This window comes from Hoyosella altamirensis (assembly GCF_014191505.1).
Classification (GTDB): Bacteria; Actinomycetota; Actinomycetes; order Mycobacteriales; family Mycobacteriaceae; genus Hoyosella; species Hoyosella altamirensis.
On record NZ_JACHWS010000002.1, the window covers coordinates 566,916 to 592,991 of the forward strand.

Annotated in this window: 30 protein-coding genes and 2 tRNA genes; 15 read left to right on the plus strand and 17 right to left on the minus strand. The window is 63.0% G+C overall.

Going from position 1 to position 26,076, the window contains the following annotated elements; genetic code table 11:
- Positions 1 to 86 precede the first annotated feature (86 nt).
- From FHU29_RS11430 to FHU29_RS11465, 8 genes are all read left to right on the plus strand, one after another.
- Positions 87 to 175: transfer RNA gene (locus FHU29_RS11430), tRNA-Ser, on the plus strand.
- Positions 176 to 260: 85 nt separating this feature from the next.
- Complete coding sequence (locus FHU29_RS11435) at positions 261 to 875, plus strand: GyrI-like domain-containing protein (protein WP_064441427.1); 615 nt, start codon at positions 261 to 263, stop codon at positions 873 to 875.
- A 64-nt stretch (positions 876 to 939) separates the two neighbouring features.
- A complete protein-coding gene (locus tag FHU29_RS11440) occupies positions 940 to 1,956 on the plus strand; it encodes an arsenic resistance protein (RefSeq protein ID WP_183377544.1) in 1,017 nt (338 codons plus the stop codon).
- A gap of 22 nt (positions 1,957 to 1,978) precedes the next feature.
- The gene (locus tag FHU29_RS11445) at positions 1,979 to 3,112 is read left to right on the plus strand and encodes an NAD(P)/FAD-dependent oxidoreductase (protein ID WP_064441359.1); all 1,134 of its coding nucleotides are present in this window, start codon (positions 1,979 to 1,981) and stop codon (positions 3,110 to 3,112) included.
- An 18-nt stretch (positions 3,113 to 3,130) separates the two neighbouring features.
- The gene (gene gluQRS, locus FHU29_RS11450) at positions 3,131 to 4,042 is read left to right on the plus strand and encodes a tRNA glutamyl-Q(34) synthetase GluQRS (protein WP_064441360.1); all 912 of its coding nucleotides are present in this window, start codon (positions 3,131 to 3,133) and stop codon (positions 4,040 to 4,042) included.
- Positions 4,043 to 4,156: 114 nt separating this feature from the next.
- Positions 4,157 to 5,032 (plus strand): undecaprenyl-diphosphate phosphatase, encoded by an 876-nt coding sequence (locus tag FHU29_RS11455; protein WP_064441361.1) that lies wholly within the window; start codon positions 4,157 to 4,159, stop codon positions 5,030 to 5,032.
- Between the two features lie 67 nt (positions 5,033 to 5,099).
- Entirely contained in the window at positions 5,100 to 5,702 is a 603-nt protein-coding gene (locus FHU29_RS11460) for an RDD family protein (protein WP_064441362.1), read from the plus strand.
- Between the two features lie 21 nt (positions 5,703 to 5,723).
- The gene (locus tag FHU29_RS11465) at positions 5,724 to 6,452 is read left to right on the plus strand and encodes a queuosine precursor transporter (RefSeq protein WP_064441363.1); all 729 of its coding nucleotides are present in this window, start codon (positions 5,724 to 5,726) and stop codon (positions 6,450 to 6,452) included.
- On the opposite strand, the gene FHU29_RS11470 is transcribed toward FHU29_RS11465, so the two are convergent.
- The 10 genes from FHU29_RS11470 to FHU29_RS11515 all read right to left on the minus strand — a co-directional run bounded on the left by FHU29_RS11470 (position 6,428) and on the right by FHU29_RS11515 (position 14,386).
- A complete protein-coding gene (locus FHU29_RS11470; RefSeq protein ID WP_064441364.1) occupies positions 6,428 to 6,940 on the minus strand; it encodes a hypothetical protein in 513 nt (170 codons plus the stop codon). The genes FHU29_RS11465 and FHU29_RS11470 overlap by 25 nt on opposite strands.
- 5 nt (positions 6,941 to 6,945) lie before the next feature.
- On the minus strand, positions 6,946 to 7,395 hold the full coding sequence (locus FHU29_RS11475; protein WP_064441365.1) for a DoxX family protein: 450 nt from the start codon (positions 7,393 to 7,395) through the stop codon (positions 6,946 to 6,948).
- 16 nt (positions 7,396 to 7,411) lie between these two features.
- Positions 7,412 to 8,641 (minus strand): tRNA guanosine(34) transglycosylase Tgt, encoded by a 1,230-nt coding sequence (tgt, locus tag FHU29_RS11480; protein WP_064441366.1) that lies wholly within the window; start codon positions 8,639 to 8,641, stop codon positions 7,412 to 7,414.
- A 92-nt stretch (positions 8,642 to 8,733) separates the two neighbouring features.
- Positions 8,734 to 11,058 (minus strand): MMPL family transporter, encoded by a 2,325-nt coding sequence (locus tag FHU29_RS11485; RefSeq protein WP_064441367.1) that lies wholly within the window; start codon positions 11,056 to 11,058, stop codon positions 8,734 to 8,736.
- Positions 11,058 to 11,705 (minus strand): acyl-CoA-like ligand-binding transcription factor, encoded by a 648-nt coding sequence (locus FHU29_RS11490; RefSeq protein ID WP_064441428.1) that lies wholly within the window; start codon positions 11,703 to 11,705, stop codon positions 11,058 to 11,060. The genes FHU29_RS11485 and FHU29_RS11490 overlap by 1 nt, the downstream gene beginning before the upstream one ends.
- Before the next feature lie 80 nt (positions 11,706 to 11,785).
- Positions 11,786 to 12,277, minus strand: coding sequence for an aminoacyl-tRNA deacylase (locus FHU29_RS11495; RefSeq protein ID WP_064441368.1), 492 nt, complete (start codon positions 12,275 to 12,277; stop codon positions 11,786 to 11,788).
- A 20-nt stretch (positions 12,278 to 12,297) separates the two neighbouring features.
- Positions 12,298 to 12,948, minus strand: a complete 651-nt coding sequence (locus FHU29_RS11500; RefSeq protein WP_083962427.1) for a DUF6875 domain-containing protein — start codon at positions 12,946 to 12,948, stop codon at positions 12,298 to 12,300.
- Between the two features lie 298 nt (positions 12,949 to 13,246).
- A complete protein-coding gene (locus FHU29_RS11505; protein WP_064441369.1) occupies positions 13,247 to 13,453 on the minus strand; it encodes a hypothetical protein in 207 nt (68 codons plus the stop codon).
- A 24-nt stretch (positions 13,454 to 13,477) separates the two neighbouring features.
- Entirely contained in the window at positions 13,478 to 14,146 is a 669-nt protein-coding gene (locus FHU29_RS11510) for a GAP family protein (protein WP_064441370.1), read from the minus strand.
- Between the two features lie 21 nt (positions 14,147 to 14,167).
- On the minus strand, positions 14,168 to 14,386 hold the full coding sequence (locus tag FHU29_RS11515; protein ID WP_064441371.1) for a hypothetical protein: 219 nt from the start codon (positions 14,384 to 14,386) through the stop codon (positions 14,168 to 14,170).
- Between the two features lie 161 nt (positions 14,387 to 14,547).
- Here FHU29_RS11515 and FHU29_RS11520 point away from each other — a divergent pair, with 161 nt between their 5' ends.
- Positions 14,548 to 15,825, plus strand: a complete 1,278-nt coding sequence (locus tag FHU29_RS11520) for a sensor histidine kinase (RefSeq protein WP_083962428.1) — start codon at positions 14,548 to 14,550, stop codon at positions 15,823 to 15,825.
- A complete protein-coding gene (locus FHU29_RS11525; RefSeq protein ID WP_064441373.1) occupies positions 15,822 to 16,538 on the plus strand; it encodes a response regulator in 717 nt (238 codons plus the stop codon). The genes FHU29_RS11520 and FHU29_RS11525 overlap by 4 nt, the downstream gene beginning before the upstream one ends.
- Before the next feature lie 97 nt (positions 16,539 to 16,635).
- On the opposite strand, the gene FHU29_RS11530 is transcribed toward FHU29_RS11525, so the two are convergent.
- From FHU29_RS11530 to FHU29_RS11540, 3 genes are all read right to left on the minus strand, one after another.
- Positions 16,636 to 16,726: transfer RNA gene (locus tag FHU29_RS11530), tRNA-Ser, on the minus strand.
- 61 nt (positions 16,727 to 16,787) lie between these two features.
- The gene (locus FHU29_RS11535; protein ID WP_221194915.1) at positions 16,788 to 17,261 is read right to left on the minus strand and encodes a nucleoside deaminase; all 474 of its coding nucleotides are present in this window, start codon (positions 17,259 to 17,261) and stop codon (positions 16,788 to 16,790) included.
- On the minus strand, positions 17,239 to 17,769 hold the full coding sequence (locus tag FHU29_RS11540; RefSeq protein ID WP_064441374.1) for a tRNA adenosine deaminase-associated protein: 531 nt from the start codon (positions 17,767 to 17,769) through the stop codon (positions 17,239 to 17,241). Before FHU29_RS11540 ends, FHU29_RS11535 begins: the two co-directional genes overlap by 23 nt.
- 114 nt (positions 17,770 to 17,883) lie before the next feature.
- Between FHU29_RS11540 and FHU29_RS11545 the strand changes: the two genes are divergently transcribed.
- Positions 17,884 to 18,834: a prephenate dehydrogenase gene (locus FHU29_RS11545; RefSeq protein WP_269747852.1), complete on the plus strand. Its 951-nt coding sequence runs from the start codon at positions 17,884 to 17,886 to the stop codon at positions 18,832 to 18,834.
- Complete coding sequence (locus tag FHU29_RS11550) at positions 18,831 to 20,186, plus strand: amidase (RefSeq protein WP_064441376.1); 1,356 nt, start codon at positions 18,831 to 18,833, stop codon at positions 20,184 to 20,186. Before FHU29_RS11545 ends, FHU29_RS11550 begins: the two co-directional genes overlap by 4 nt.
- Here FHU29_RS11550 and FHU29_RS11555 read toward each other — a convergent pair.
- Together FHU29_RS11555 and FHU29_RS11560 are read right to left on the minus strand one after the other, a co-directional pair.
- A complete protein-coding gene (locus FHU29_RS11555) occupies positions 20,183 to 20,767 on the minus strand; it encodes a putative glycolipid-binding domain-containing protein (RefSeq protein WP_064441377.1) in 585 nt (194 codons plus the stop codon). The two genes, FHU29_RS11550 and FHU29_RS11555, sit on opposite strands and share 4 nt — an antisense overlap.
- A gap of 106 nt (positions 20,768 to 20,873) precedes the next feature.
- Complete coding sequence (locus FHU29_RS11560; RefSeq protein ID WP_064441378.1) at positions 20,874 to 22,031, minus strand: alpha/beta hydrolase; 1,158 nt, start codon at positions 22,029 to 22,031, stop codon at positions 20,874 to 20,876.
- Between the two features lie 76 nt (positions 22,032 to 22,107).
- On the opposite strand from FHU29_RS11560, the gene FHU29_RS11565 reads away from it, so the two are divergent.
- From FHU29_RS11565 to FHU29_RS11575, 3 genes are all read left to right on the plus strand, one after another.
- Positions 22,108 to 22,869 carry a glutamine amidotransferase gene (locus FHU29_RS11565; protein WP_064441379.1) on the plus strand — a complete coding sequence of 254 codons (762 nt, stop codon included), beginning with the start codon at positions 22,108 to 22,110 and terminating at the stop codon, positions 22,867 to 22,869.
- A gap of 74 nt (positions 22,870 to 22,943) precedes the next feature.
- The gene (locus tag FHU29_RS11570; RefSeq protein WP_064441380.1) at positions 22,944 to 24,137 is read left to right on the plus strand and encodes an NAD(P)/FAD-dependent oxidoreductase; all 1,194 of its coding nucleotides are present in this window, start codon (positions 22,944 to 22,946) and stop codon (positions 24,135 to 24,137) included.
- A gap of 5 nt (positions 24,138 to 24,142) precedes the next feature.
- Positions 24,143 to 25,078: a sigma-70 family RNA polymerase sigma factor gene (locus FHU29_RS11575; RefSeq protein WP_064441431.1), complete on the plus strand. Its 936-nt coding sequence runs from the start codon at positions 24,143 to 24,145 to the stop codon at positions 25,076 to 25,078.
- A 15-nt stretch (positions 25,079 to 25,093) separates the two neighbouring features.
- Here FHU29_RS11575 and FHU29_RS11580 read toward each other — a convergent pair whose 3' ends face one another.
- Complete coding sequence (locus FHU29_RS11580; RefSeq protein ID WP_157095271.1) at positions 25,094 to 25,780, minus strand: hypothetical protein; 687 nt, start codon at positions 25,778 to 25,780, stop codon at positions 25,094 to 25,096.
- A gap of 36 nt (positions 25,781 to 25,816) precedes the next feature.
- A complete protein-coding gene (locus FHU29_RS11585; protein WP_064441382.1) occupies positions 25,817 to 26,035 on the minus strand; it encodes a helix-hairpin-helix domain-containing protein in 219 nt (72 codons plus the stop codon).
- Positions 26,036 to 26,076 lie beyond the last annotated feature (41 nt).

The following is a 26,076-nucleotide window of genomic DNA, read 5'->3' on the forward strand; positions in this document are numbered from 1 at the left end:
CATAGAAGTGCCGCGCTCCGCCTCCGCAGCGCGGGCCTTGCAGCGAGTTTGCATTCGAGGCCCGCCAAACCGGTATCATTCCCCGTGGAGGATTCGCCTAGCGGCCTATGGCGCTCGCCTGGAACGCGAGTTGGGTTAACAGCCCTCAGGGGTTCAAATCCCCTATCCTCCGCCAGATGCGCGAGTGAACCCCCGGTAAGCAAAGCAGACCGGGGGTTCACTCGTCCCAGCCGGAAATGCAGGGGTGGCTCGCTGGAACAATGAAGACGGATTTCAAGAAAGCCCTCGACTCGTACAAAGCGCGCCACCACAAGTTCCGGATCGTCGACGTACCCCCGCTGCAGTACCTCATGGCCGACGGCCACGGCGATCCGAACACCGCGACGGAGTATGCCGACGCCATCGCGGCGTTGTACCCGGTCGCCTACAAACTCAAGTTCGCCAGCAAACAGGAGCTCGGCCGGGACTACGTGGTCATGCCTTTGGAGGCACTGTGGTGGGCGGCGGATATGGACGCCTTCACGGTCGAACGTGATAAGTCCCAGTGGGACTGGACGGTCATGATCATGGTGCCTGACTGGATCACTCGCGACATGTTCAATACAGCGGTGGCCAGGGTCGCCACCAGTAGTCGCCCGATCAGCCTCGACAAGGTTCGCCTGGAAACACTCCGGGAGGGCAAATGCGTGCAGACGCTCCATGTCGGTTCATACGACGACGAGACCGAGATCCTCTCAGAAATGCACCACGAGTTCATCCCGCACTCAGGCTTGCGGATGACGGGGAAACACCACGAGATCTACTTCAGCGACTTCCGGAAGGTCGCGCCGTCGAAACTACGGACCATCCTCCGCCAGCCGGTTGAGGAAGCGTAGCCAACGACGCGTTTGGCTTCCAGGCTAGGCTTAATGAATACTATTTTCGTTATAGCCGCCGATCGTGAGGACTCCGGTGCCTGCCCTAGCCACTACTGCGATCCTGCTTCTTGCCATCGTGGGCGGCGCCACAATAGGTCTCACCACACCTGCGTTGATTCCGGACGGCTTGATTGACGTCACGATCTTTGCGCTGCTAGTGCTACTTTTCCTGCCGATCAGCACCCAATCGCTGCGGCGCGCGTTCCGCAATGTTCGCTTCACCGCGAGCGCGTGGCTCGCCAACTTCGTCATCGTCGCCCCTTTCGGCGCGTTGCTGGCGTGGCTTCTAATGAGCGGGCACCCGGCCGCGATCGCCGGGCTGACGATCTACTTTGTTGCGCCCTGTACCGATTGGTTTCTGGCTTTCACCAAACTTGCCGGCGGGGAAACCGCCGGTGCCGCGGCATTGATCCCCCTCAACCTCGCAACGCAAGTGGCTCTGTTTCCCGTAGTGGTCTGGCTCGTGTCGGATCACGTTTCCGGCTTTGCGATCGCCGATCTGCTCGCCACGATGCTGGTGTGGTTCGCCCTGCCATTTGGCGTAGCCGCCCTCATCCGGGCGGTGCTGTCGCGTGCGGGATATCGGGGAGGTGCGGACGCGTTGCTCTCGCGACTGCCGGATGCAGGTGTGCCCGTCGTGCTCGGCTTGCTTGTGTTCCAGATCTTTGCGGTCCACGCGGGAACGATCACCGGCGCACTGACGCTTGCGCCACTGGTTCTCGCCGCAGTAGTCGCCTTCTTTGGCTTCGCCCTCGTCGTTTCACAGGTCCTCGGCCGCGCAGCAGGGCTTTCATCGCCGGAACGGACAGCGCTCACGATGACGACGAGCGCTCGTAATGCCCCACTAATGCTGGCCCTGACGATGACCACGATCCCCGACCAGCCGCTGATGTACTCGGTCATCGTTCTCGCAATGCTGGCTGAGTTTCCCCATCTCACTACGCTCGCATACGCCTTTCGCCGCAAGCTGGGAAGCGCACCTGCCCCGGCCGCTCCGGTGCCGCGCAGGCGCAGCAGCCACGCCGTTCGTTATAGATAACGATTATCGGTATCGTTGTGGGGTGTCTTCCTCAGCTACGTCCCCACTTCCCACCGTCGACGTCCTAGTCGCGGGCGCGGGCCCAGCAGGTATCGGATGCGCCCTTGCCCTGCAGTCGGTCGACAGTCTGACCTACGGCGTCATCGAGCGCGGTGTGGTTGGCCAGTCATACCGCGACTGGCCGCGGTGGACGCGGTTCCTCACGCCCTCCTTCACCGGCAATGCGTTCGGCGCGATTGACATCAACGCCATTCACCCCGAAACCTCGCCCGCACTGCTGCTGCAGACCGATTATCCGTCAGGTGAGGCGTACTCGCATTACCTCAGCAAGCTCGTCGAACTGTTTGAGCTCCCTGTCGTCGAGAACACGATGATCGAATCGGTCGCACGCGGCGCCCGCGACGAGTTCGTCGTGACAACGTCGCGTGGTACGGTCACCGCCCGGAACCTGATCTGGGCGGGCGGCGAATTCTCGGCACCTCACACGCCCGAGGTCAGCGGCGCTCACCTCGGGGTCCACAGCTCTCAGCCGCAGGCCTGGGAGCCTCCAGACGGCTCCCGCGTCGTTGTTATCGGCGGATACGAATCTGGCATCGACGTCGCCTGCTCGCTCGTGGCACGCGGCCACCACGCAACCGTCCTCGATCCCGAATCACCATGGGAGAACACCGGTTCTGACCCCTCTCTGACGCTTTCGCCCCGAACACGACAGCGCCTCCGGGTCGCGCAGGCAGGAGGTGCTCTCGACCTCGTCGGCGCGGCCGCAGCCGCGATCTCCCAGCCCAACGGCAGTTACACGGTCACGGATTCCACCGGCGCACACCACACCTCGACCGCACCACCAGTGCTCGCCACTGGCTACCGCCCACACCTCGGCCCTGTCCAGCACATGTTCGCGACGCGTGATGACGGGTGGCCGTTGCTGAACACCGACGACGAGTCGACTCTGCAGCCCGGCGTCTTCCTCAGTGGTCCCTCTGTCCGGCACAAGAACCTCCACCTCTGCTTCATCTACAAATTCCGGCAGCGCTTCGCCCACGTCGCCAAAGTGATCGGTGAGCGGCTGGATCGGGATACCAGCGCTTTGCGGTCCTGGAAGCTCGCAGGGATGCTTGTCGAAGACGTCTCCTGCTGCGATAAGGAATGTGTCTGCTGACGCACGTACGATCGTCGAGTGGACAGTTCGCAGACCGCTGGTCGCGCCGGTCGTTACGCTCCCAGCCCCACCGGCGATCTCCACATCGGCAACCTCCGCACTGCGCTGCTCGCATGGCTTTTCGCGCGCTCAACGAACCGTCGTTTTCTCATGCGAATGGAGGACCTCGATGACCGTGTTCAGCCTGGATCGGCTGACAGGCAACTCGCGGACCTCGAGTCACTCGGTCTCGACTGGGACGGCGAGGTCATCTACCAGTCAGACCGGAGAGACCGCTACAACGCGGTCGTCGAGGAACTAGGCAGTGCGGGATTCACTTTCGAGTGCTACTGCTCGCGCAGGGAAATCCACGCGGCAGCGTCCGCTCCGCATGCAGCACCGGGCGCGTACCCGGGCACGTGCCGCGACCTCACGGCCTCACAGAGAGAAGAAAAACTTCGCAGCGGCAGATCTCCGGCCGTTCGGCTTCGCAGCAAGGTCGCCGAGTACACCATCGACGATGCACTCCACGGCCAATTCACAGGCGTCGTGGACGATTTCGTGCTTCGCCGGGGAGATGGAACACCCGCCTACAACCTCGCAGTGGTCGTCGACGATGCCGCGTCAGGGATTGACCAAGTAGTGCGCGGCGATGACCTTCTGACGTCCGCCCCGCGGCAAAGCTACCTCGCCGCACTCCTTGGGCTCCCCGTGCCGCATTACGCTCACGTGCCGCTTGTCCTCGGCCCGCATCGGAAACGGCTCGCTAAACGAGACGGTGCGATCACGATGAGTGAACTGCGCATGTCGCCGCACGCGCTCGTCGGCCTCCTCGGCAGATCACTCAACCTCACTGACCGTGACCGCGCCACCCCCGCTGACCTGCTCGAAAGCTTCAGTCTGGAGCGAATTCAGCGCCACCCCTGGGTCTTCCATCCCCGGAAACACTAAACCCCGAAACAATGGCCACTGCCTGAAGCCTTCACACGTCCCGGACTTGTAGGGTTCATACCGGCCGATGCCAGGACTCAGCACGCCACGCAAGCGGAACGGAGGACGCAACTCGTGACGACCCTCGAGGCGCTGATACTTGGCATCATTCAGGGCGTTTTCATGTTCGTCCCGGTCAGCTCCACTAGCCATCTTGCCCTCGCGCAGCACTGGCTGATCAGCGCCGGGTCGGGCATGCCGGCACCAGACTCGCCCGAGATGATCCTGTTCGACATCATCGTGCACGTTGGCACGCTGGTATCGATCGTCATCGTCATGCGGGAACCGCTGTTCCGCCTGCTCCGCGGACTCCTTTCCGACGCGCGCAAACTCGCTGGCGGCGATCTCACGAGCAGAGTGAAGAGCGGGCAGCTCATGTACATCCGGCTCGCTTTGCTCGGCACGGTCACGGTCGCGGTGACCGGGTTCCTGGGCCTGGCGATCCGCGCATTCGGAACCGAGGTGTTCGCAACCCCGGCGCTCATCGCAGGCGCGCTGATCGCCACAGGTGCAATCCTGTGGTGGACCGACACTATTGGTCCTCGCTGGCGCGGCGCCGCTCAGCTCACCGTATGGGTAGCCGTGGCGATCGGTATCGCTCAGGCCGCGGCGCTCGTACCAGGCTTGAGCCGCAGCGGTCTGACGATCGCCATGGCTCTGCTGCTCGGACTGCACCGGCCGCTCGCCGCGCAATTCAGCTTCTTCGTCGCGATACCCACGATTCTGTCCGCTGCACTGCTCCAGGCATGGACGGTCCTACAGGCTGAAGAATTGACCATCCACCTGGGTTCGTACGCGGTCGCCTTCGTCGCGGCTGCGGTAGTAGGTGCTGTCGCGCTCGCGCTAGTTCTCAAGCTGCTGTATGCCGCCAAATTCCGATACTTTTCGGTCTACGTGTGGGTACTTGCTGTCGTAGTCCTCATCGTGCAGCCAGCGACCACTCACCTGTGACGATGGGGCGAATGTCGTAATGTGGGTCTGTTAGCCACCGGGCACTACTAAAGCGCAGGGATGACGGATGAGCGAGAAGGAGAAGCCGCAGCGCGGCAAGCACGGGCGGCCCCGCAAGAAGAACAAGCCGCAGGGCGGAAAAGCGTCGGGCGCGGGCAATCCGCACGCTTTCAATTCGGATGCTGCATACGGATCAGGCAAGTCGTATCTTCCGTCCGGTCACACGCCCGCCGACCTATTGCCCCGCCTCGCAGCCCGCGTCATCGATGGGCTGTTCGTTGGCGTGCCGGCGTTGCTGGTGTATCGGGTGCTCGTGGAAGGCCTCGGCGGGCTCGGCGCCGTCCTTGGAGCATTGATCTACGGCCTCACGCTTGTCGCGTACGCCACCATCCTCGAAGCCGGAAGCGGCCAGACCATTGGCAAGCGGATGCTCGGCCTTCAGGTTCTCGGACCGAACGGCGGTTTCCCCACCAAATCCGAAGCGTTCCGCCGGAACTCCTTCTATGTGCTCCAAGCCGTAGTCATGCTGCCTTTCTGGCTCGTTCAGTTCCTCGCCCTGGCTGTTCTGCTCGCCGTGTTCATTTCCATCGTCATCAGCATTGAGCGCAGCCCGCACAAGCAGGGCCGTCATGACGAAGTCGCTGATGGCACGCAAGTGGTCCGTGTCTGAAATGTGTGCTTGGATACCCTGGTGACAAAGGCGACCTACACTCCCGATCAGCCACGCACTGCTGTTTTCGCGCAGGTGAACAGCGGTCTTTACGCAACCGTGGTCGCGGTGTTCGCGTCATTGTTGTTCATGTCGAACATCGCTGCCACCAAAGGCGTGGAGTTCGGTCCTCTTCTCGGCGGCTGGTCGATCATCACCGACGGCGGCTTCTTCCTGTTCCCGTTGGCGTACATACTCGGGGGAATCCTCGCGGAGGTGTACGGATTCAGGGCTGCGCGGCGCGCGATCTTCATTGGGTTTGGTGTAGCCCTGCTCGCGGCCGCATCATTCTGGATCGTGGCCATCCTGCCAGCTGCGGGATTCTATGAGAATCAGGCAGCGTTCGAAGCGGTCGTCAAGGCGTACCCGCAGATTTTGCTAGCCAGCCTCACCGCTTTTCTCGTCGGTCAGTTGCTGAACTCTTACGTCATCGTATGGGTCAAAGAGCGCACCCGTGAGCGCCATTTGTGGGCGCGGCTAATGGGGTCGACGGTCGTCGGCCAGTTCGTCGACACGTTGATCTTCTGCGCCATCGCCGCGACCGCGATCGGCATCGCCACCGGCGGTGACTTCCTGAACTACTTGTTCTTCGGTTTCGTCTACAAGACGGTCCTCGAAGCGCTGTTGTTGCCCATCACGTACCGGGTGGTCGCCTTCATCAAGCGACGCGAACCCAGCTACCAGGCTCAGCTCGCAGTGTCGACGTCGTAGACTTCGGTTGCCGGTTTCGACAGAAGCCGGTCGGCCATCTCCTGCTTGAGGACTGTAAGCCGTTCCGCTTCCGCTGGTGTCCACTCCCCTTTGCGGGCAAGCTCGATGAACTCACGCACAACGAACCCTTCACGAATGATTACCGTGACGGAGCGTTTGCGATAGGTGAGGGTGAATACGTACCGCTGCAACAGGTCTCCACGTTCGGCCCGCTTCAACGTGGGGTCAACGGTGTAGCGATTCTCCGTCACCGCCCTGGTCACCATCTCGAACGCGTCACGCGCACCGGGACCGGGGAACGGGGTGACGATGCTGACTTCGCGGCGCTCTACCGGCTGCCCGGGATCGAGGAGAGGGAACGCACGCTCCATCACTTTGAACGCGTGGGCGACACCGCCTGGCGCTTCCATGCCGTTGTAGCGCAGCAGTTCGTCGTAGCTAAAGGCGATCGCATTGCCGTTTTCCTGCACGAGCAGGGCTTCCCTCACGGAACTCACTCCTCGCGCGTACCCGAAGCCCGCTTCCGGAGCATCTTCAGCGCATCGGTGCACCACAACGCCCACAGCACGAGGACTGGCTGAAACAGCAGTCGGACCCCGCGTGCGACGTCGGAGTCCAGTCCGAACGCGTCCGTCTGGGTCACGAACTGATTGATATTGCCGGGGAAGATCGCCACGAAGAACCCCGCGACGATCCAGCCCACCAGAACTCGCTTGCGCCGCAGGGCAATGAGTGTGGCACCAAGCGCGATTTCCACCAGTCCGGACGCGACGACCACGAAGTCGCCGTCCAATGGCAGCCAAACGGGGACCTGCGCCAGGAATTCGGTGCGCGCCCACGTCAGGTGAGCAACACCGGCTGACACAAGGAAGAGACCAAGAATCCACCGAGCAATCGTCTTCGGGAGTGCGCTGCGCTCAACAACCTCGAACCGTTTGGACATGCACCGAGTATGGCAGCTAGGCGCCGTAATACGTCCCCAGCACCTCGCTGCGGAGATCGGCGAAGTAGCCCCCGTCAATGCTGTCGCGTATCCGGTCGACGAGCCGAACGATGAAGCGTTCGTTGTGAATGGTGGCGAGGGTGGAGCCGAGCAACTCCTTCGACTTGTACAGATGATGCAGGTAGGCGCGCGTGTAATGCGCGCAGGTGTAACAGTCACATGTGTCGTCGATCGGATTGAAGTCGCGCTTATACCGCGCCTTATCCATGTTGACCCGGCCGGTCGGGAGATAAATCGCCCCGTTCCGGGCGACGCGGGACGGCGATACGCAGTCGAATGTGTCGGCGCCGTTCTCGATCGCGACAAACAAGTCGTCTGGTTCGCTGATGCCCAGCATGTGCTTCGGGGTTTCGTCGGGCAATTCTTCGTTCACCCACTGGACAATCGTCCCGAGCTGGTGTTTCTCCAGTGCACCCCCGATACCGTAACCATCGAAGGGGCGGCCATCGAAGCTCCGCAACTCGGTCAGCCCGCGTGCCGCCTTGCGCCGCAGATCCTCGTACTGTGCGCCCTGGACGACGCCGAATAGCGCTTGGTAGGGCCGGTGGGAGCGCTCCCCTGTCTGTCGCTCGTGCTCATCGAGGCATCGTTGCGCCCACGCGTGTGTTCGCTCGACCGAACCCTCCTGATATTCGCGCGTATCGACGAGCGTGGTCAGTTCATCGAAGGCGAAGATGATGTCCGCACCGAGCTGATGCTGAATCCGCATCGACACTTCAGGCGTGAAGCGGTGCTTCGAACCGTCGATATGAGACTTGAACATCACACCGTCGTCATCCACGTGTGCGAGCCGTTCACGCTGGTGTGCGCGGATGTCTTCGGGCTTTGCCTGACTGACCTCCATCGCCAGCACCTTTTTGAACCCCGCACCCATGGACAGCACCTGGAAGCCACCGCTGTCCGTAAATGTCGGGCCGCTCCAGTTCATGAACTGGCCAAGCCCGCCTGCCTCGTCGACGATGTCAGCGCCTGGCTGCAGGTAAAGGTGATAGGCGTTCGCGAGGACCGCCTGAGCGCCCAGGTCCCGCACCGTTTCCGGCAGGACCGCCTTGACGGTGGCCTTCGTGCCCACGGGGATGAAGGCTGGAGTCTGAATCTCACCGTGCGGAGTGCGGAGCGTGCCTGTGCGGCCGAGCTTCCCATTGATGGATGTGTTTACCGTGAAGTTCTGAGAAGTGTCAGGCACACGCGCAATCCAATCCGGTCGCCCCGGTCGTGTGCAAGTTCGTGCATGGTTTGGTAGTTCCCACTGCACGAACTTGCACACGACGACCGAGGTTAGACGCGGGCAAGCTCGGTTTCAGATTTCCGCCCCTCGAGTTGCCGCGTTAGCTTCTCGCCTTCCACGTCGACGTTCGGAAGGATCCGGTCAAGCCAGCGTGGCAGCCACCAGGCCTTGTCACCGAGCAGCGACATAACCGACGGGATGATCACCATCCGGACGATGAACGCATCGAACAGGATCGCCGCAGCCAGGGCGAAGCCCATCACCTTGATGAACGCCATGTCTTCCGCGATGAAGGCAGCGAACACCGACATCATGATCACAGCTGCAGCGGTGACGACGCGGGCACCATGCGAGAACCCACTGATAATCGCGTCCTTAGCGGACTCACCGTGGACGTACGCCTCACGCATCCGGCTGACGAGGAACACCTGGTAGTCCATCGCCAGACCGAAAACCACACCGATCAGGAAGATTGGCAGGAAGCTCACCAGCGGTTGCGGGTTGGACACGATTCCCAGCCAGTTCAGCTGGAAGATCGCAACCGTGGCGCCAAATGTCGCCGCGACACTCAGGAGGAAGCCGAGCGTTGCGGTCAGCGGCACCAGAATTGACCGGAACACCAGCATGAGGAGGATGAACGCCAGCCCCACAACAACCAGGAGGTACGGGATCAGTGCGTCGGCGAGGCGGTCTGAGACGTCCAGTTCCATCGCTGTCTGGCCGGTCACTCCGAACTGGATCCCGGTCTCCTCTGCGAGTGCGGCTTCCGCGTCGCGGATGTCCTCCACTAGCGCCATCGTGTCCTCCGAAATGGGACCGGATAGCGGCGTGACCAGGATCTGCGCGGTGTCACCTGCCTCGTTGATGCCAACGATCTGCGCGTTTTCCACATCACCGAACCCGTACATGGTTTCGACCACCGTGCCGAACGCGTCCATGCGGGCGTCCTCATCGACATTCTGTGCATCCGCGACGACCAGCAGTTGACCATTGCGGCCTTCGCCGAACGATTCGGCCGTGATCTCGTAAGTGTCACGCGCTACCGTGCCGGGCGGTTCAGTTGCTGGCGTGGGCAGCGCAAGCTGCAAATTCGCGGCCGGTATCGCGAGCACACCTAGGAGCGCCACACCACCGAGGAGCGTGACAACCGGAATTCGGGTCACGACGTTGGCCCAGCGGCGACCGTTCGTCATCTTTGTGGGGTGCTCCGGATCGACCTCACGCAGGAACGGGAGCCGGCCGCGGAACACCCACGACTTCGTCAGTCCTAGCACTGCGGGAAGCATGCTGATAGCGATCAGCACTGCGAGCGACACTGTCAGCGCCGCGGCGCGTCCCATGTCTGTCAGGAATGGAATGTTGACGACGCGGAGCGCGAGCAATGCGATGATCACGGTAAGCCCGGCGAACACCACTGCGGAACCCGCAGTTCCGACGGCACGGCCGGCAGCCTCATCCCGGTCAATTCCAGACGACAGCTCAGCCCGGTATCGGGAAAGGATGAACAGCGAGTAGTCGATCGCGACAGCGAGACCGATCATGATCGCAAGGGTCGACACCATGGAGCTGAGCTCCAGGAATCCGGTAGCCGCGGTGATCAGAGCGACACCAATGCCGACACCGACGATCGCGCTGAACAGTGGCATGCCCGCCGCGACGAGGGAGCCGAAGGTGATCACGAGAACGATTGCGGCCACAGCCATCCCGACGAGTTCCGAAGCGCCACCCGGCGGTTCCATTATCTCGACTGCAGTTCCGCTGACCAGGACGTTCAGGCCAGCATCGCGTGCGGCTTCGGCGGGTTCCTGCAGTGCTTCGCGGAGCTCTTCATTGACGTCGGAAAAGTCCCCAGCGACGGGAACATCCAAGTAACCTACGGTGCGGTCTGCGCTGAGTGGGCTTACGGCCGCAGCATCAGCATTGGCCTGTTCTTCGGGTATGCCTTGCGATAGCAGCTGTTCGACGAGTCCGTCATGTGCTGCGACAGGATTGACCAGCGCGCCGGGCGCGTCCGGCCCTGGCTCTGCTTTCGCGAAATCCTCAACCTGCTCGACGCCGCGGATAGCAGTCAGCATGTCCTCCATCGCCGCCTGGTTCTGCGGCTCGTCGAGGGTCTGGCCCTCTGGCGCGGACACCAGGTAGCGAGCGGACAGGGAATTGAAGGGGTCAGCTGCGGCCCCACCGGGGAACCGCTCGGACATGAGCTCCTGGGCTTCTTGCGCGGGAGTCCCGGGAATCGAGAAAGTATCTTTCGTCGGGCCAGACAAGGTCGCCGCAGCCACGCCCGCTAGGACAAGCACAGCCAGCCAGAACGAAAGAACTATGCCCTTCCGGCGGTAGGCGAATTTGCCTAGCCGGTAGAGGTACGTTGCCATCAAAGCTCCTGTCGTGAACGTGCAGACGACATCGTCTGCGCGGAAGGCGGTTGCTGCAGACCGGACTCGATGAGGTCGAAGGCCTCATCGATCAGCTCAGGAAGAGTCCGTCCGGACACATTCCCGCTGAGCCACAATTCGACTGCTGTGCGCAGCGCGGCTGCCGTAGACGCGAGCACAACGTGCGGATACAGGTCAGTTCTTGAGTCTGTGCCCGTCCGCTGCGCCACGATGCGTGCTGCCCGCGCCATTGCGCGCGTGTAAAGAAGCTGATGACCAGCTGCGACGTGTGGATGCACCTCCGCTAGGTGCAACGCACTAGCGAGTTCCCCAAGCCGGATGACGTCATCTTCAGCGGCGACCGCCAGCAGTCGGCGCAGGGAAACGAGGATTGGTTCGCCCTCCGGCATCGCGGCAAGCGTGTCGGTCAGCCCCTCCAGCCGTGTCTCGAGGTGAAACACGATCGCGTCTTCTTTATTCGCAAAGTAGTTGTGGAAAGTCCGCGCGGAGACACCGACCTCGGCCGCGATGGCTTCTGCCGTCGCAGCTTCGAAGCCTCGCTCGCGGATAATCCGGACCGTGGCGGCGCTAAGCGCAGCACGGGTCGCGGCCTTCTTCCGCTCGCGGAGACCAATCGATGGATCCATGACATCGATCTTCGCGATTTTTGCGACAGCCTGCAATATTTCTGCTTAATGCAGAAATATGATTTACAACACGACGTTACTCAACTTGTGACGCCGATTTGGGCAACCCGGGCACCTGATGCCCACACAAGATCAGCTGGAGCCAACTCGAGTTCCACTCCCGCCGCCCCGCCCCCGATCAGTACCGTGGACTCAGCGAGAAGTGCTTCGTCGACCACAACAGCAACATCGGATGGCAGACCGAGCGGTGACACCCCATTCTTGGGATAACCGACCACGCGATCGAGTTCCTCGGCACTCGCAACTTCCATCCGCGTGGACTGATGCAGCCCGTCCGCGATGGCTGCGAAATCGAGCTTGCGGTCCATCGCGCACACTGCCACCGCGTAATGGCCGGAAGACTTCGAGCGCAGAAACACCGCCTTGGTGATCCGACTCAACTGATAACCCAAAGCGTCGGCGAAATCTTGCGGCGAACGAATCGGCGATTCAAACAGCTCGTGGTCGTGAATCGCGACGTTGACACCAGTCGCATCAACGGCACGCAGAACATTGATGTGCGGTGAAGTCACCAGTCTCCCGCTTCCTGCAGTTAATCGTTTTCGGGATGAAGGCGATCGATGATCGCCGAGCGCACCGGCGCTGGGACGGCGGGCGCATAGCGCTTGAGGTACGCGGCAAGCCACTCTCGCCGCGAGGCGAGGAAGGCGAAATCACTCGCCACCATGTGCCGCAACGCGATCAGAGGGAAGGGACAGTCGAGTGGGCGGAAATCCTGGTTCCACAACCCTGCCTCACCGCAACCTGGATAGAACTGACCGATCATCAAACCGTCCGGAACTACCAGCTGCTTGCGCGCTGACTGCACCGCATCGATCAGCGAGTAATCCTTCAGATCAGGGAAGACCACCATCACTGACTTGTAAATCTCCTGCGGACCCTCGACTGGCGCTAGCGTGCTGAAGGCTTCGATCAACTCGTCCGTGTACTGCCCGACCTGATCTTCCGTCAGCTCCGAGCCTCGAACGACGGCCGCCCACAGCATCTTCCGATTGAGCGACGGTGCGGTGTACGGGCAGACAGGGCCCGTGCGGCCGAGATCGGCATGCGGATGTGTCAAGAACTGCGTCGCCCATCCGAGCAGTCCGCTGAGAACCTCGTCTTCGGCGACCTCGGCCTGAGAGGCAAGATTGACCAGCGTGATGGTCCTCGCGAACCTAGTCGGACGCTCAGTCGCTGTCATATCCACCACCCCTCACATGCCCGCCAACATCAACAGCTCCCGTCGCGAGGGTAACCCGCGGCCACCCTTACACGATAAATTTGTGACTTCCGTCATCAGCTTGATACAAGAACCGTGTTCCATGAGGCTATCGGCCCGTATCGCGGATTCGTTGCAGTCGAACCATATTGGGCAGCACGAATGGGCGGAAATGTCCGAAAAATCGGCTCGAATCTCGTACATAACCGCCCACTGGTCGCGGTCAGTGGTGAGACGGTGGCCTGTTCTTGAAGCTCAGCACGTATGCGGTCCGGCCGTATCACCATGCGTCATCCGACTCTTCGAACATTCTGCGCAACGAACTCCCACCGGCCAGGGCAGCGCCGCCCAAGATGGCAACCACCTGAAGTCCAGTGAGCGCGCCGCCGTCGGCCACGTTTGCGAGGAGTCCGAAGTCATCTTTGACCAGGCCGCCGATCCCGTTGATCAGCAATATGATTCCAATAATCTGCAGTGTCACGCGCATTTTTGAGGCTCCTTTCTCGATTGTTCAGAACAACTTCTGCAGTGCATTCACCAGCAACAGCACGCCTACGATGCCGGCAATCCACAAGTGGGTCTCGCCGGACTTCGCTCGCAGCCGCTCATGCCAGCGCCGCAACTGTGGCTCGATGCGCTCCCGCGCGAGCCGATATCCGGCATACATAAGCAACGGGGGCGCCACCATGATCAGGTTGTAGCCAGCGACGAGCGGCAGCCACTGTGCCGCAGACAGATCGGCAGCCGTCATGATCCCGATCGCGGCCAAGTACGGCAGCACCATGCCGACTTCCATCAGCCCGGCACCGAGTCCAAGGCTGATCATGACCGGTGTCCGCAGCTCCATCGGTTCCTGCCGTTCGCGGCGCCGGAACGTCCGGAAGTGTTTCGGGAGGAAGCTGTAGCCGATCAATGCCGCACCGGCGCCCGCCTGCCCCCACAGCACGCCCCGGTTTTCCGCGACAGCGTCGACGTTGGCCAGGACCGCGTCCAGCCCCAGCATCAGGGCAACGCCGACGGCGAAGTAGAAGAGCGCGACCGTTGCCAAGAAGGCCAGCAGCGGCCTGCCGATCCGTTTCCGTCCGCTCAGCAGCACGAACAGACCGATGCCGAGCACAGCCGGGCTCATCGTGTCGAGCAGCGCGAGCCCGAAGACCGGCAGCACTACATCAGGCGACATGGTATTTCCTGTCCTCGAGCGTCATAGCGCGACGGGTGCTTCTTCCGGCTGTTGTCGCTGGTCAGACCGGTCGAGTTGGTAGCGCAGCTGCTCGCCTTCGACGTCGACATTTTGCGGGATCCGGTCAAGCCAGCGCGGCATCCACCAGGCCCGCTCACCCAGCAGTGCCAAGGCGGCGGGGACGATCGGCCAACGGCGCCGGAACGCGAACCGGCCCAGCCGGTAAAGGAAAGTTGCCACAAGGACTCCAGTCATTCTGCTCAAGTCGAAACGCAAGTTCTGAACCCAATGTCGCGTATCCGGCAGATGTCAGGCGTCGGCCGGACGATTGATCCTGTGACCGGCCGGAGCGGCTCACGTACATCCTTCGATTGACGTCCTAGCGGTCGCAGTCTGGTCAAATGGATTGCGTGGTGGTCGACGACGCGGATCAGGCCGGATCGAGGCTCTCCAGAGTGTCCGGCGGGGGCGGCACGATCAAGAGTGCACTGACTTTGTTCGGTATCGGTGTCGCTGCGTGGGCGGTGGGACTGCACGGCATCTGGGCGGGCGTGGGCTGGCGCTGGACGGAATCGGTCCCGGATTCCTGGCACCTGGTGACACTCGCGCTGGCGACGTCAGCTGTCCTGCTCCAGCGCGCGCACTTGGCGATCGCAGTCGGCCTCGGGGGCACGGTGGCTGCCGTCGACACGGCGTTGGGCGGCAGCTTCGGCGTGATGATCGTGCTTTGGGAGCTGCTTTACAGAGTCGGATTATCAGGCAATGCCCGGCTCCGACGGGTTGTGGCCGGAGTGGTCGCTGCCGCCGTGGTGGGTAGCGTTGTCGCGGCACTGATAGCGGAGTCGGACCTGCAGGTGAGCATCGTGACCGGATTCCAGTTCGCCGCACTGGCTTTACCTTTGTGGTGGGCGGCCAACGTTCGGCAGAAGGCCGAGCTAGCGGATCTGGAGGCCCGCCGTGCTACAGACATGGAGCGCATCGGGGAACTGCGCCGAACTGAAGCGGTGCAGGCTGAGCGCAGCGCCATCGCCCGCGATCTGCACGACGCGATCGCCTCCCGGTTGTCCACCATCGCTATCCAATCCGCCGCCGGTCTCGCCACGCCAGAACGGGACCCGGGCGCGATCATGCACACCGTTCGAGTCCAGGCTCTCGAAGCGTTGCAGGAGATGCGGTCCATGATCGTCGTGTTGCGTTCCGAGCCGCACCGATCAGCTGCGGACTCATCGGCCGTGGTCGTGGGATCTCTGGAGCAACTCGATGAGCTGGTCGCTGCCGCTCAAGCGGCAGGCTTGCGGGTTCACCTTGATGTGCCCCGGCAGTGGGCGGACACCACGGCGGTGCTGCCGATGGCTGTCGGGCAAGCCTGTTTCCGGATCGTGCAGGAAGCCCTCGCCAACGCGATCAAACACGCGCCCGACTCAGAAGTGCTTGTCGCGCTGTCCCGCGACGGGGCCGGAGTGCGGATTGTCGTCGAAAACTCGTTCACCAGCGCCGCCGCTGTCGACCACCCGACGCTGTCGGCAGGAACTGGGTTGGTCACCATGCGAGAACGGGCCGAGGTGCTGGGCGGGCGGTTTCGCGCCGGACTGGACGACACGGCGGCTTGCTGGCGCGTCGAGGCGAGCCTGCCGGTATCGGTATCGAACAGCGACGAAAAGGCAGGCACCGCACCATGACCGATCCAGACTCGGCAGCCGTGATCGCGGGTGCCGGGGATCCCGCGTCCACACCAATCAGAGTCCTCCTGGCCGATGACTACGAGCCGCTCAGGACCGCGTTGCGTTTCGTTCTCGACGCGGCGGACGACATCCTCATCGTGGGTGAAGCCGCGGATGGCCACAGCGCGGTCACCAACGCGCGAGCGTTGCGACCGGACGTCGTGCTGATGGATGTGCAGATGCCGCGCGTCGACGGGATCGACGCGACCCGGGAGATCGTCCGCGAAGAACTAGCAGAAGTGCTCGTGCTCACAACGTTCGATCTCGACGAGTACGTCTTCGGCGCGCTGCGTGCCGGTGCCGCCGGTTTCCTGCTCAAGACTGCCGAACCAGGTGACATCCTCTCCGCGGTTCGCCGGGTCGCCGCCGGGGATGGTGTCGTCGCACCCGAAGTGACCCGCCGGGTACTCGCGACCTTCGTGTCGCCGCCCGACCCAAGCGGCGAGCCGGACCCGGCCGTGTCGGCGCTCGATCGCCTCACCGACCTGACGCCTCGCGAACGAGACGTACTCGTCGCGCTCAGCCAGGGACAATCCAACCAGCAGATAGCCGACGGCCTGTTCATCACCGAAGCCACCGCCAAGACACACGTGTCGCGCATCTTGGCCAAACTCGGCTGCGCCAGCCGCGTCCAAGCTGCCATCCTGGCGCGCCAGGCCGGTCTCGTGTAATCCACTGGCGTGGGCAGCTTGCGGGCCTGACGAAACACCGCACATCAACTCCAGCATGAAAAAACCTCCCTGCCTGCACATACAGGCGGGGAGGTTATGGCGGTGGCGGAGGGATTTGAACCCTCGGACGGGGGTTACCCGTCACGCGCTTTCGAGGCGCGCTCCTTAGGCCGCTCGGACACGCCACCGCGCACAACTGTACCCGAGCCTAAACACAGGGCCGAATCCGCTGGATAACGCGGCAAATGGTCATCGGTGGCCGGCGAAGAATTCCGTGACAAGCGCTGCGCACTCAGCTTCCCGTACTCCCCCACGAACTTCTGGCCGGTGCGTGAGCCGCCGGTCGCGCACCACATCCCACAGGGACCCTACTGCGCCGGTTTTGGGTTCCCACGCTCCGAACACGACGCGGGCGACGCGAGCGACGACGATCGCACCCGCGCACATCGTGCATGGTTCGAGTGTGACGGCGAGTGTCGTCCCTTCGAGTCGCCAGCCGTCGCCCACGAGGCGCGCCCCCTCACGCAACACGGATATCTCCGCGTGCGCTGTCGGGTCGCCATCGCGTTCGCGAGTATTGCCTGCCCTTGAGATGATTGCTCCGTCTGGGCCGAACAAGACCGCGCCAACTGGGACGTCGTCCGGACCGGACAGAGCCGCAGCTTCGATCGCGGCACCTATCCAACCGGCGTCGTCGGCGTTACTTCTGGATGGAATCGACAACGGCGGCAAATTCCCGCTCGAACCCGAGCCTCTCGGCGATCATCTGCAGCTGTTCGTCCGGGTAGAGGTCGGTTTCAGCCAGAATCACACCCATCACCGGTTCTGGCAGGCCGAGATCCGCCAGGATTCCCAGTTCGCCCTCTTCCCACGGGTCAGTTTCGTCGAGTTCATCGGGGTCGAGGTCGGGGACCTCCACATTGAGTTTCTCAAGCACATCCGCAGCTATGTCGTAGTCGATAGCCGCTGCAGCGTCGGAGATCAGCAGGTGCGTGCCTGCTGGGCCCGGTCGAACGATAACGAAGAACTCGTCGTCGACGTCGAGCAAACCGAATGTTGCTCCCGAACTTCGCAGTTCGCGAAGTTCCGTTTCTGCCTCACTCAAACTTGTGAGCGCCGCGAGTGGCATTGGGAAGCACCGCCAGCGTCCCTCTTCCCGGACAACCCCAATGCCGAAACCATCGATGTCGTACTCGTCATCATTTTGTGTGCGAGCGCGCTGTGCAGCCATGCGGTGAGGTTAGCGCGCAGGGCCGGCACAAGGAACATCTGCCGGCAAATCGTTGAAGATCGCCGCGAGTGTGGGCGTGAGACACTCCGCGCTGCGGTGTGCGACGCTAATCAGGTGTCTGTTCCAGTGTGTGTTCTCGGCCTCGGTCTCATTGGCGGATCGCTCATGCGTGCGGCGCGCGCCGCGGGGCGAAGCGTTTACGGATACAACCGTTCTGGCGGACCTGTCGCAGCCGCGCAAGCTGATGGATATGACGTCAGCAGTGACCTCGGAGCCGTTCTTTCACGCGCCCAGGCGGAGGGTGCGCTGCTCGTCGTCGCCGTTCCGATGCCCGCTGTGAACACAGTGCTGCAGGCGATCGCCACGACTGCGCGCGACTGTCCCCTTACGGACGTCGTCAGCGTCAAGGGGCCGGTCGCGGATCTCGTGCGTGACCATGGTCTCGACGGACGCTACGTCGGGGGACATCCGATGGCCGGGACCGCGGAATCCGGCTGGGCTGCCGGGTTCGCCGAACTGTTCAGGGGAGCGACCTGGGTTGTGAGTGCGGACGAAGGACGCGACCCAGTGGTGTGGGCTGAGGTGGCGCGACTCGCGCTCGACTGTGGCGCAGCCGTAGTCCCTGCCGAGTCGCAGGAGCACGATGACGCTGCTGCGCGCATCTCGCACCTGCCTCACCTGTTCGCGGAAACCCTCGCTTTGTCCGGCGTTCGGGGCGGAAATCTGACGCTGGCGCTCGCTGCCGGTTCTTTCCGCGACGGCACGCGTGTGGCAGGCACGTCGCCTGCCCTCGTGGACGCCATGTGCGAGGCGAACGCGGCCGCATTGCTGCGGGTACTCGACGAGGCGCTGGAAACGCTCGCGGCGGCCCGTACCGCGCTCGCAGCTGGCTCAACATCTGAACTCACGGAGAGCGGCTTCGCGGCGCACCAGAAGTACCTCGAGCGCGGGGGGCGGCCTTCGATCACTGGGATAGTTCCTGGTGACCACGAGTGGCTAGCACGGCTACGCGACGCGGGGCGCCGCGGCGAAGCGCTTCTCACGCTCCCCCGGGAGGTTTCATGAAATTGAACGAACTAGCTGCCCGGCTCGGCACCGGGCAGATAACCGCGCGCGAGCACATTGAGCACGTTCTTAAGAGGATCAATGATCTCAATGGCACTCCCTGGGAGAATCTGATCGCAGGTTGGGACCATCAAAGTCGCCTGGCCGAGGCAGCGCTCGAACAAGCGGACGCGCTTGACGCTCATTTCCTGGAGCGAGGTCCCCGCGGGCCGTTGCACGGTGTTCCCGTCGCGGTTAAAGACCTCGTTGACGTCGCGGGTTTTCCCACCCGATGCGGCAGCGGTGCGCGTAACCGCGCCGCACCCGCCACGCGGGATGCGGACATTGTCCGGCAGCTTCATGCAGCGGGTGCGATCATCGTCGCCAAGACTCATCTGCACGAATTCGCGTATGGACCAACCGGAGCGGTCAACGTTGATGGACCGGCGGCGAACCCTCGCGATCCCAGGCGCATCACCGGCGGCTCTTCCTCCGGCTCTGCGGGCCTCGTGGCTCTCGGCATCGTTCCGCTCGCTATCGGCACCGACACGGGATGCAGCGTGCGCACGCCGGCCGCTCTGTGCGGAATCACAGGACTGAAGCCAGCTGCGGGCGCCCTCTCCACGGCGGGTGTCTTTCCGCTTTCCACCACTCTCGACCACGTTGGACTACTAGCGGACACCCCGACCGATGCTGCATTCGCCTGGCATGCTCTCACCGGGCACAGCAGCCGCGATGCACCCCGGATGGATCAACTCACTATCGGACGGCTGCACGGACCCGCGTGGACCATTCACGACGCGGAGGCGGCTCATGCCGTCGATCGGGCGGCAGAGAAACTCAGGACTGCGGGGGCCGTTGTGGTCGACGTGGACCTTCCGCATGCTGAAGAACTCATCGCGCTCTACGGCGTTATCACTGGCAGCGAAGCGTACGCAACGCATGAAGAAGCGCTCAGAGGCACTCCTGACCTGTTTCAGCCCATCACGCGCGAACGGCTTCTCGCGCAGCGGGACCGTCTCGCCACCGAGTACATTCATGCGCTGCGACGGCGTGATCAGATCCGGGACGAGTGCTTCGTCGCGATGCGAGACGCGGGCGTTGACGCGGTGCTGACCTCCACCACTCCCCTGCGTGCTACCGCGATCGGTGTGGAGGAAGTCGAAACGACGACCGGGACTGTCCAGGTCCGCGCTGAGTTGCTGCGTATGTGCATCCCGTTCAGCATGCTCGGAGTTCCCGCGGTGTCGGTTCCGGCGCAGCACGAGGATGGCCTGCCGTCAGGGGTGCAAATCGCAGCGTTCCCGAAGGCCGCTGCAGCTGGAGTCGGTGAGGCTGTCGTCCTCGCGCTCGGCGGTGGAGTTGCCGCCTAAATCCGCTGTCCTAGAGCCGGGTAGTCAATCAGGAACCCGTCGCTGTCGACCGTGACGGTCGCGCTCGCTACCGGGGAGAACACGTGAATACCCTCTGCGTGCGAGCTATAGGTCAATGTCTCTTCCCGCACTGTCAGGTCAGGCAGTGACACGTAAACCACAGGTACCTGTACGTCGTTGGCTTCGGTGTGCAGGTCGAGGCGGCGGATCGGCAGTGCGTTGAAGAACGGGCTCAAGATCACGTCCACGTCGAGCGCTCCGCCGAACCGGGATCGCGTCGAGGTGTTGCCCTCGTGGACCGTCCAATAACCCTCAGTGTCACGGCTCACTGACAGGACACGCTCGCCGCGGGCGACGGTCGCACGCAGCGAAAGCCGCCGTGTCGCACCGAACTCATCGGTGATGAGGTCGTACGACGCGCTGAAGGCCGGGTGATCGGCGCAGTCCGCACCGATGATCCGTCCCGCAGCCTTGATCTTCTTGCCGGAAAGCTGGATCCGGACGGATTCCATCCGCGGCGCTGAGTGCGCGCCCCAGGTGAAAACAGCGGGCCAGCTTGTCGACGTAAGAGCGTCTGTCACGCCCCTACGGTATGGACCTCACTGCCATGCGCGCAAGAAACCGGGTGAAGTGCCATGAAGTAGGCGCTTCGGAGCTGTAGAACGGGACGTGAGTTTTCGGCCCTCATCACCGGCTCGTGACCGCCCGGGCTTCAGATCGTTCGGCGAACCGCGTCACAAACGGCAGGATCCTCGCCTCAATCGTCTCGTTGTACACGTAAGGCTGCTGGATGGGGTTCGCGTGTCCAGTCCCATACATGCGGGCCACGAACAACGCACCGCCCGGCCCGCCTACCCGGTCGAAAATCGCCCGCTGGCTGTAATCGACGTCCACGACATCATCGAGAATGCCCCGATGCGGCCGCATGAACACGATCGCCGGGCGTGGTTTGTCGTCGCGTTCCCGGCTCAGCGCCACCAAATTGTCCGCCGCACCAGAGGCCACGATGGTGAGGAACTGCGCCTCGATCAAGCTGTTGCTCGCAGTGTTTTCTTCGAAGATCTTGTCACGAAACACCTCATCAATCGCATCAACGAGCGCATTCGGCTCAAGGATGGGCATGCCGCGAGGATGGTCGATCAAGAAGCGGTCGCGGCGGGCCGCCGTTTCCACCGCAAAGCGCAGAGTGCGACTCTCACGGGCCCCAGGTAACCACCCCATCCAGCGCAACATGTCTTCCCCCGCGTCTCGCTTCGCGGGCCGTACGGCATGCAGGTCAATGGGGGTGCAGTCGAGCACGACCGCCAGGAGGCTCAGCTCGGTGTCGTCGATAATGTGCTGGGCAACCTCGAGAGCGATGATCCCGCCCATGCTGTGACCTGCGAGCAGAAGCCGTTCCACTCCCCGCTGCTCAGCGTGCTCGGCAATCATCCGGCTGATCACCGCAGTGTCGATACCGGCATTGTCATATTGCACAGCCCACACCTGGCCGACCTTTGCGAACGCAGGCAGTGCGCGGGCTGTGTCACTCGCGTCTAGGTTGCCTAAACCAACCAGATCGACGACCGCCGTGTCTTGGTCGGCGGGTTGCGCCGCATCGTAAATATGGTGCAGCGCCGGTTGTGTTTGGGCTAGCCGCTGCTGCTCCGGATAGACGTCGTGCACCCAGTACTGGGCAGAGACGATCATCACCGGTATCAGCGCAAGTCCAGCGCGGGCAAGCAGACGGCGAGAACGGCCGAAACGCCGCCACCTGCGCCCGAGGCGGGTCGTGCGCAGCCGGGCTTTCCGGCGCTCGTCGTTCCAATCGGTCACCGGACAGGGAGAGAGAATCCAAACCTTCATGTACCAACCAGCGTAGCCACGCTCATTTGCTCCAGAGAGGACCGAAGTTCGGCGGCCGGGCCGATACCATCCCAATGTGACGCAATCTCGCTTCGACCAGCCACGTCCGAATTCTCGATTCCTGCTGCTCTCGATCAGGGCAGAGGATGAGGCGGCGGACAACGAATACGAGGCGGTGCGCCAGTTCGGTAGCCTCGAAAAGTCCCAACTGCACAGAATCCGGCTCACCCACGAGCCCCTCGGCGACATCACACTCGATGACTGGTCCGGCATCATCCTCGGCGGCGGACCGTACAACGTCACCGACCCAGCCGAAGCCAAGTCGGCCACTCAACTCCGGGCAGAAACCGAAATCCAGGCGCTGCTCGCTGAAGTCGTCCCGCGCGACTTCCCGTTTCTCGGATGCTGCTACGGCATTGGAACACTCGGCACCTACATCGGCGCTGAAATGGACCGCACGCACAGCGAGCCCGTCGGCGGCACGACAATCCAAATGACCGACGAAGGCCGCGCCGACCCGCTGATGGAAGGCCTCCCCGCTGCATTCGATGCTTTCGTCGGCCACAAAGAAGCCATCAGCGCGCTACCGCCGCACGCGGTGCGCCTCGCCTACTCCGCGGCATGCCCAGTGCAAGCGTTCCGTGTGGGCAACAACGTGTACGCCACGCAGTTTCACCCCGAGCTCGACCTCCCTGGGATGCTCATCCGAATCGCCGCCTACAAGAACCACGGCTACTTCGCGCCCGAGGCGGCCGATACGCTGCGAGATACCGTGCGCCGCTTCGATATCGCTTACCCATCGCGAATCTTGCGCCAGTTCGTCAAACGGTACGGCTAGGAATTCACCTCCACCGTGTCATGAATCTGGAAGCTGTCTCGTTCATAGATAAAGAACAAGACAGGAGCTACGCCATGAAACACCGCATCGTGGTCCTCGGGGCCGGTTACGCCGGAGCCCCCGCCGCCGGAGGCCTCGCTCGCCGTCTGCACCCCGCAGACTTCGAGATCACCGTGGTCAACGCCGAACCCGATTTCGTTGAGCGGATACGCCTGCACCAGCTCGCCGCCGGTCACGAACTGCAGCGTCACCAGTTGGCGGATATGTTCGCCGGCACCGGCATCCAGCTACGACTTGGGCACGTCACGGCCGTCGATGCCGATCGGCGTACCGTCACTGTGACCGGCGACGAAGGAGTTGACCGCCTCGAGTACGACACCCTCCTTTACACGCTTGGAAGTACGGCCGCCAGCCATGGAGTGCCCGGTGTCGACAGTTACGCCTTCCATGTCGCCGGGCACTCGGCAGCGCTGCGTCTGCGCCAGCGCCTCGACGAACTTGGCGAGAATGGAACGGTATTGGTCGTTGGCGGCAACCTGACCGCAATCGAGGCTGCTACGGAGATCGCCGAGTCCCGGCCCGGACTGCACGTCGTCCTCGCCACCAGTGGCGAGCTCGGCGGTTGGCTCGGAGCCAAGGCGCGCCGACATTTACTGCGCGCTTTCGACCGTTTCGGTATCGCGGTCCACGAGCACACCACCATTGATCACGTCGAGGTTGGGGGTGCCCTGGCCTCAGATGGGACAGTTTTCCCGTCCGACGCGACCGTGTGGGCGGCGGGGTTCGCCGTGCATCCCCTAGCCGCAGCAAGTGGTCTCAGTGTCGAAGACGACGGGCGGATCACCGTCGACCGCATGATGCGGTCGGTCTCACACCCGGAGGTCTACGCTGCCGGTGACAGCGTCTACACCATCGGCGATAACGGTCAGCCGCTGCCGATGTCCTGCGCTTCGGCGGGCTTCACCAGGATGCAGGCGACGGAGGCGATCATCGGGCACCTGACTGGTCGCAGGATCACGCAAACCAAGTTGGCCTACTTCGGCAACTGCATCAGCCTCGGACAGAAAGACGCGATCTTTCAACTCGTCGACAACAACGCGACGTCCAAGTCCGGGTCGCTGCGCGGCCGTCCGGCATCGCACGTCAAGGCGGCCGTCCTCCGGGGCACCGTATGGGGCGCAGCCCACCCGACGTATGGGCTGCCGACTCGCAAGCGCCACCTGACAACCGCGAAGGGCCACTCCACGGAGACGGTCGTCGTAGGGTGACGCTCATGGACACCGCAACCGTGGAGCGTTTCGAGGCCAGCCGGACCCGGTTGGCCTCGCTGGCGTACCGTCTGCTCGGTTCCGCCGCCGACGCTGAGGACGTCGTACAAGACGCTTTCCTGCGCTGGCAGGCCGCCGACCGGGACCGCATCGAGGTGGCCGAAGCATGGCTGACCAGGGTGGTCACCAACCTGTCGCTCGATCGGCTCCGTTCGGCAAAATCCCGGCGGGAACGCGCGGTCGGCACATGGTTGCCTGAACCGCTCCTCGACGGCGACCCGATGCTGGGCCCAGCGGAAACCATCGAGCAGCGCGAATCAGTGACATTGGCGGTCCTGACTCTGATGGAGCGGCTCTCCCCGGTCGAGCGGGCTGTCTATGTCCTTAGGGAGGCGTTCTCCCACAGCCACGCCGAGATAGCCCAGATCTTGGATATCACCGAGTCCGCGAGCCAGCAGCACGCGCTGCGCGCTCGGCGCCGGATAGCCGCCGAGCGCAATGTCAGTGAAGTCGACGGTGCCTCCGCGCGCCGAATCGTCGAGGCGTTCGTCGCCGCTGCCTCGTCGGGCCGCACCGAACGGCTACTGGAGTTGCTGACCGACGATGCGACCGCGACCAGCGATGGCGCCGGTATGGCCGAGAAGCTTCTGCGGTTCTCGGGTCGCGAGCGGATCGCGATGGTTCTGCGGGCTGGCTTCAAACCCACTCCGGCGAAACGGAAAGTGGCCGGCGGCACCCCTTCGATTCATTCCGGCGTGGTCAACAATTCCCCCGCGGTAATCGCAGCCATCGATAACCGGGTCGTAGGGCTGGTAATCCTCGAGGTCCGTGGCGATAAAGTCGCGACCATCCGCGGCGTGGCCTCCCCGGCACGTCTCGGTCGCCTCACCGAGGAGTGGGCTCGACGCGAGCACAACGACCCAATTATCGAATCGTGGTGAGGAGCTAGCACTCACTTAGCTCGTCACGAACTTGTGGACGCCACGGGCAATGAGCACTCCACCTACGATGCCGATTGCGGCGCCCGCTGTCTGAAGTTCGCCGACAAAGATGCCGAAGACACCGACGAGCGGTCCGGAAACGCCGAATAGCCAGGCACCTATAGAGGAAACATGCGCAAGGGTGTGGGCAGCGCGAGCCAGGAGGACAGTCGAGAGGGCAAATAAAAGGGCTCCGCCAAGCAAAACTGAGATCGCGATCGGCGAGTACACATTTTCGTAGACAGACTGGGCGCCTGCGTATCCGTCGAGCTGGAGATCGCCGAGCGCGGGCTGGGCGAATGCAGCAGTGCCAAAACCCGCCAGCAATCCGGCGCTGCCGATCAGTCCAGTTGCCACGCCCCACAGGGCCTGCCTGGGTCGAGCGCTACGGAGCACCAGTACCGCCCCGAGCGCTGACACGGCCAGCGCGAACAAAGCCTGCCCGCCGATGCTCCCGATCACGTGCTGTAACAGAAAGCGATCTGTTGTCACGAACTGTGACCAGGCGCTGAACTCGCTCAGCGGATCGGGTTGATGCTCGAACGTTGTCCAGAGCGTGAGCACACTGAATACCGGAAGTAGCCACACGCCCCGGGAGAGCATGCGCAGACGTTCTCTATCGGCGTTGGGCTCGTGCACTGATGGTGGATCACGGTGACTCATGTTTATCCCATGACGCCGGGCTGAGACCTTCGCTGACTACGAGTGGTCCGCGAAATGCATTCCGCGTTCGGTGAGTGCGGCACTAAGCAGTCTCACAGCTTTCGGACCTACACCGTGAAGCGCGAGGAGTTCACGCTCGCTGAGCTTCGCCACCTCCTCCATTGTGGTGATGCCGCGCGCGAGGAGTGCACTGTTAGCTGGTCTGCCGATGGGTGGGAGGTCACCGATTTGCTGAGGTACGTCGCGAGTGCTCACGAGCGTAATTGTCAATGAGAAGCCGCCGGTCGGCAGCAGAA

Coding starts and splice junctions, on each gene's coding strand:
- FHU29_RS11435 (WP_064441427.1), top strand. CDS start 261: ATGAAGACGGATTTCAAGAAAGCCCTCGACTCGTACAAAGCGCGCCAC.
- FHU29_RS11460 (WP_064441362.1), top strand. CDS start 5,100: ATGAGCGAGAAGGAGAAGCCGCAGCGCGGCAAGCACGGGCGGCCCCGC.
- FHU29_RS11475 (WP_064441365.1), bottom strand. CDS start 7,395: ATGTCCAAACGGTTCGAGGTTGTTGAGCGCAGCGCACTCCCGAAGACG.
- FHU29_RS11485 (WP_064441367.1), bottom strand. CDS start 11,058: ATGGCAACGTACCTCTACCGGCTAGGCAAATTCGCCTACCGCCGGAAG.
- FHU29_RS11490 (WP_064441428.1), bottom strand. CDS start 11,705: ATGGATCCATCGATTGGTCTCCGCGAGCGGAAGAAGGCCGCGACCCGT.
- FHU29_RS11500 (WP_083962427.1), bottom strand. CDS start 12,948: ATGACAGCGACTGAGCGTCCGACTAGGTTCGCGAGGACCATCACGCTG.
- FHU29_RS11505 (WP_064441369.1), bottom strand. CDS start 13,453: ATGCGCGTGACACTGCAGATTATTGGAATCATATTGCTGATCAACGGG.
- FHU29_RS11510 (WP_064441370.1), bottom strand. CDS start 14,146: ATGTCGCCTGATGTAGTGCTGCCGGTCTTCGGGCTCGCGCTGCTCGAC.
- FHU29_RS11520 (WP_083962428.1), top strand. CDS start 14,548: ATGGATTGCGTGGTGGTCGACGACGCGGATCAGGCCGGATCGAGGCTC.
- FHU29_RS11525 (WP_064441373.1), top strand. CDS start 15,822: ATGACCGATCCAGACTCGGCAGCCGTGATCGCGGGTGCCGGGGATCCC.
- FHU29_RS11540 (WP_064441374.1), bottom strand. CDS start 17,769: ATGGCTGCACAGCGCGCTCGCACACAAAATGATGACGAGTACGACATC.
- FHU29_RS11550 (WP_064441376.1), top strand. CDS start 18,831: ATGAAATTGAACGAACTAGCTGCCCGGCTCGGCACCGGGCAGATAACC.
- FHU29_RS11560 (WP_064441378.1), bottom strand. CDS start 22,031: ATGAAGGTTTGGATTCTCTCTCCCTGTCCGGTGACCGATTGGAACGAC.
- FHU29_RS11570 (WP_064441380.1), top strand. CDS start 22,944: ATGAAACACCGCATCGTGGTCCTCGGGGCCGGTTACGCCGGAGCCCCC.
- FHU29_RS11575 (WP_064441431.1), top strand. CDS start 24,143: ATGGACACCGCAACCGTGGAGCGTTTCGAGGCCAGCCGGACCCGGTTG.
- FHU29_RS11580 (WP_157095271.1), bottom strand. CDS start 25,780: ATGAGTCACCGTGATCCACCATCAGTGCACGAGCCCAACGCCGATAGA.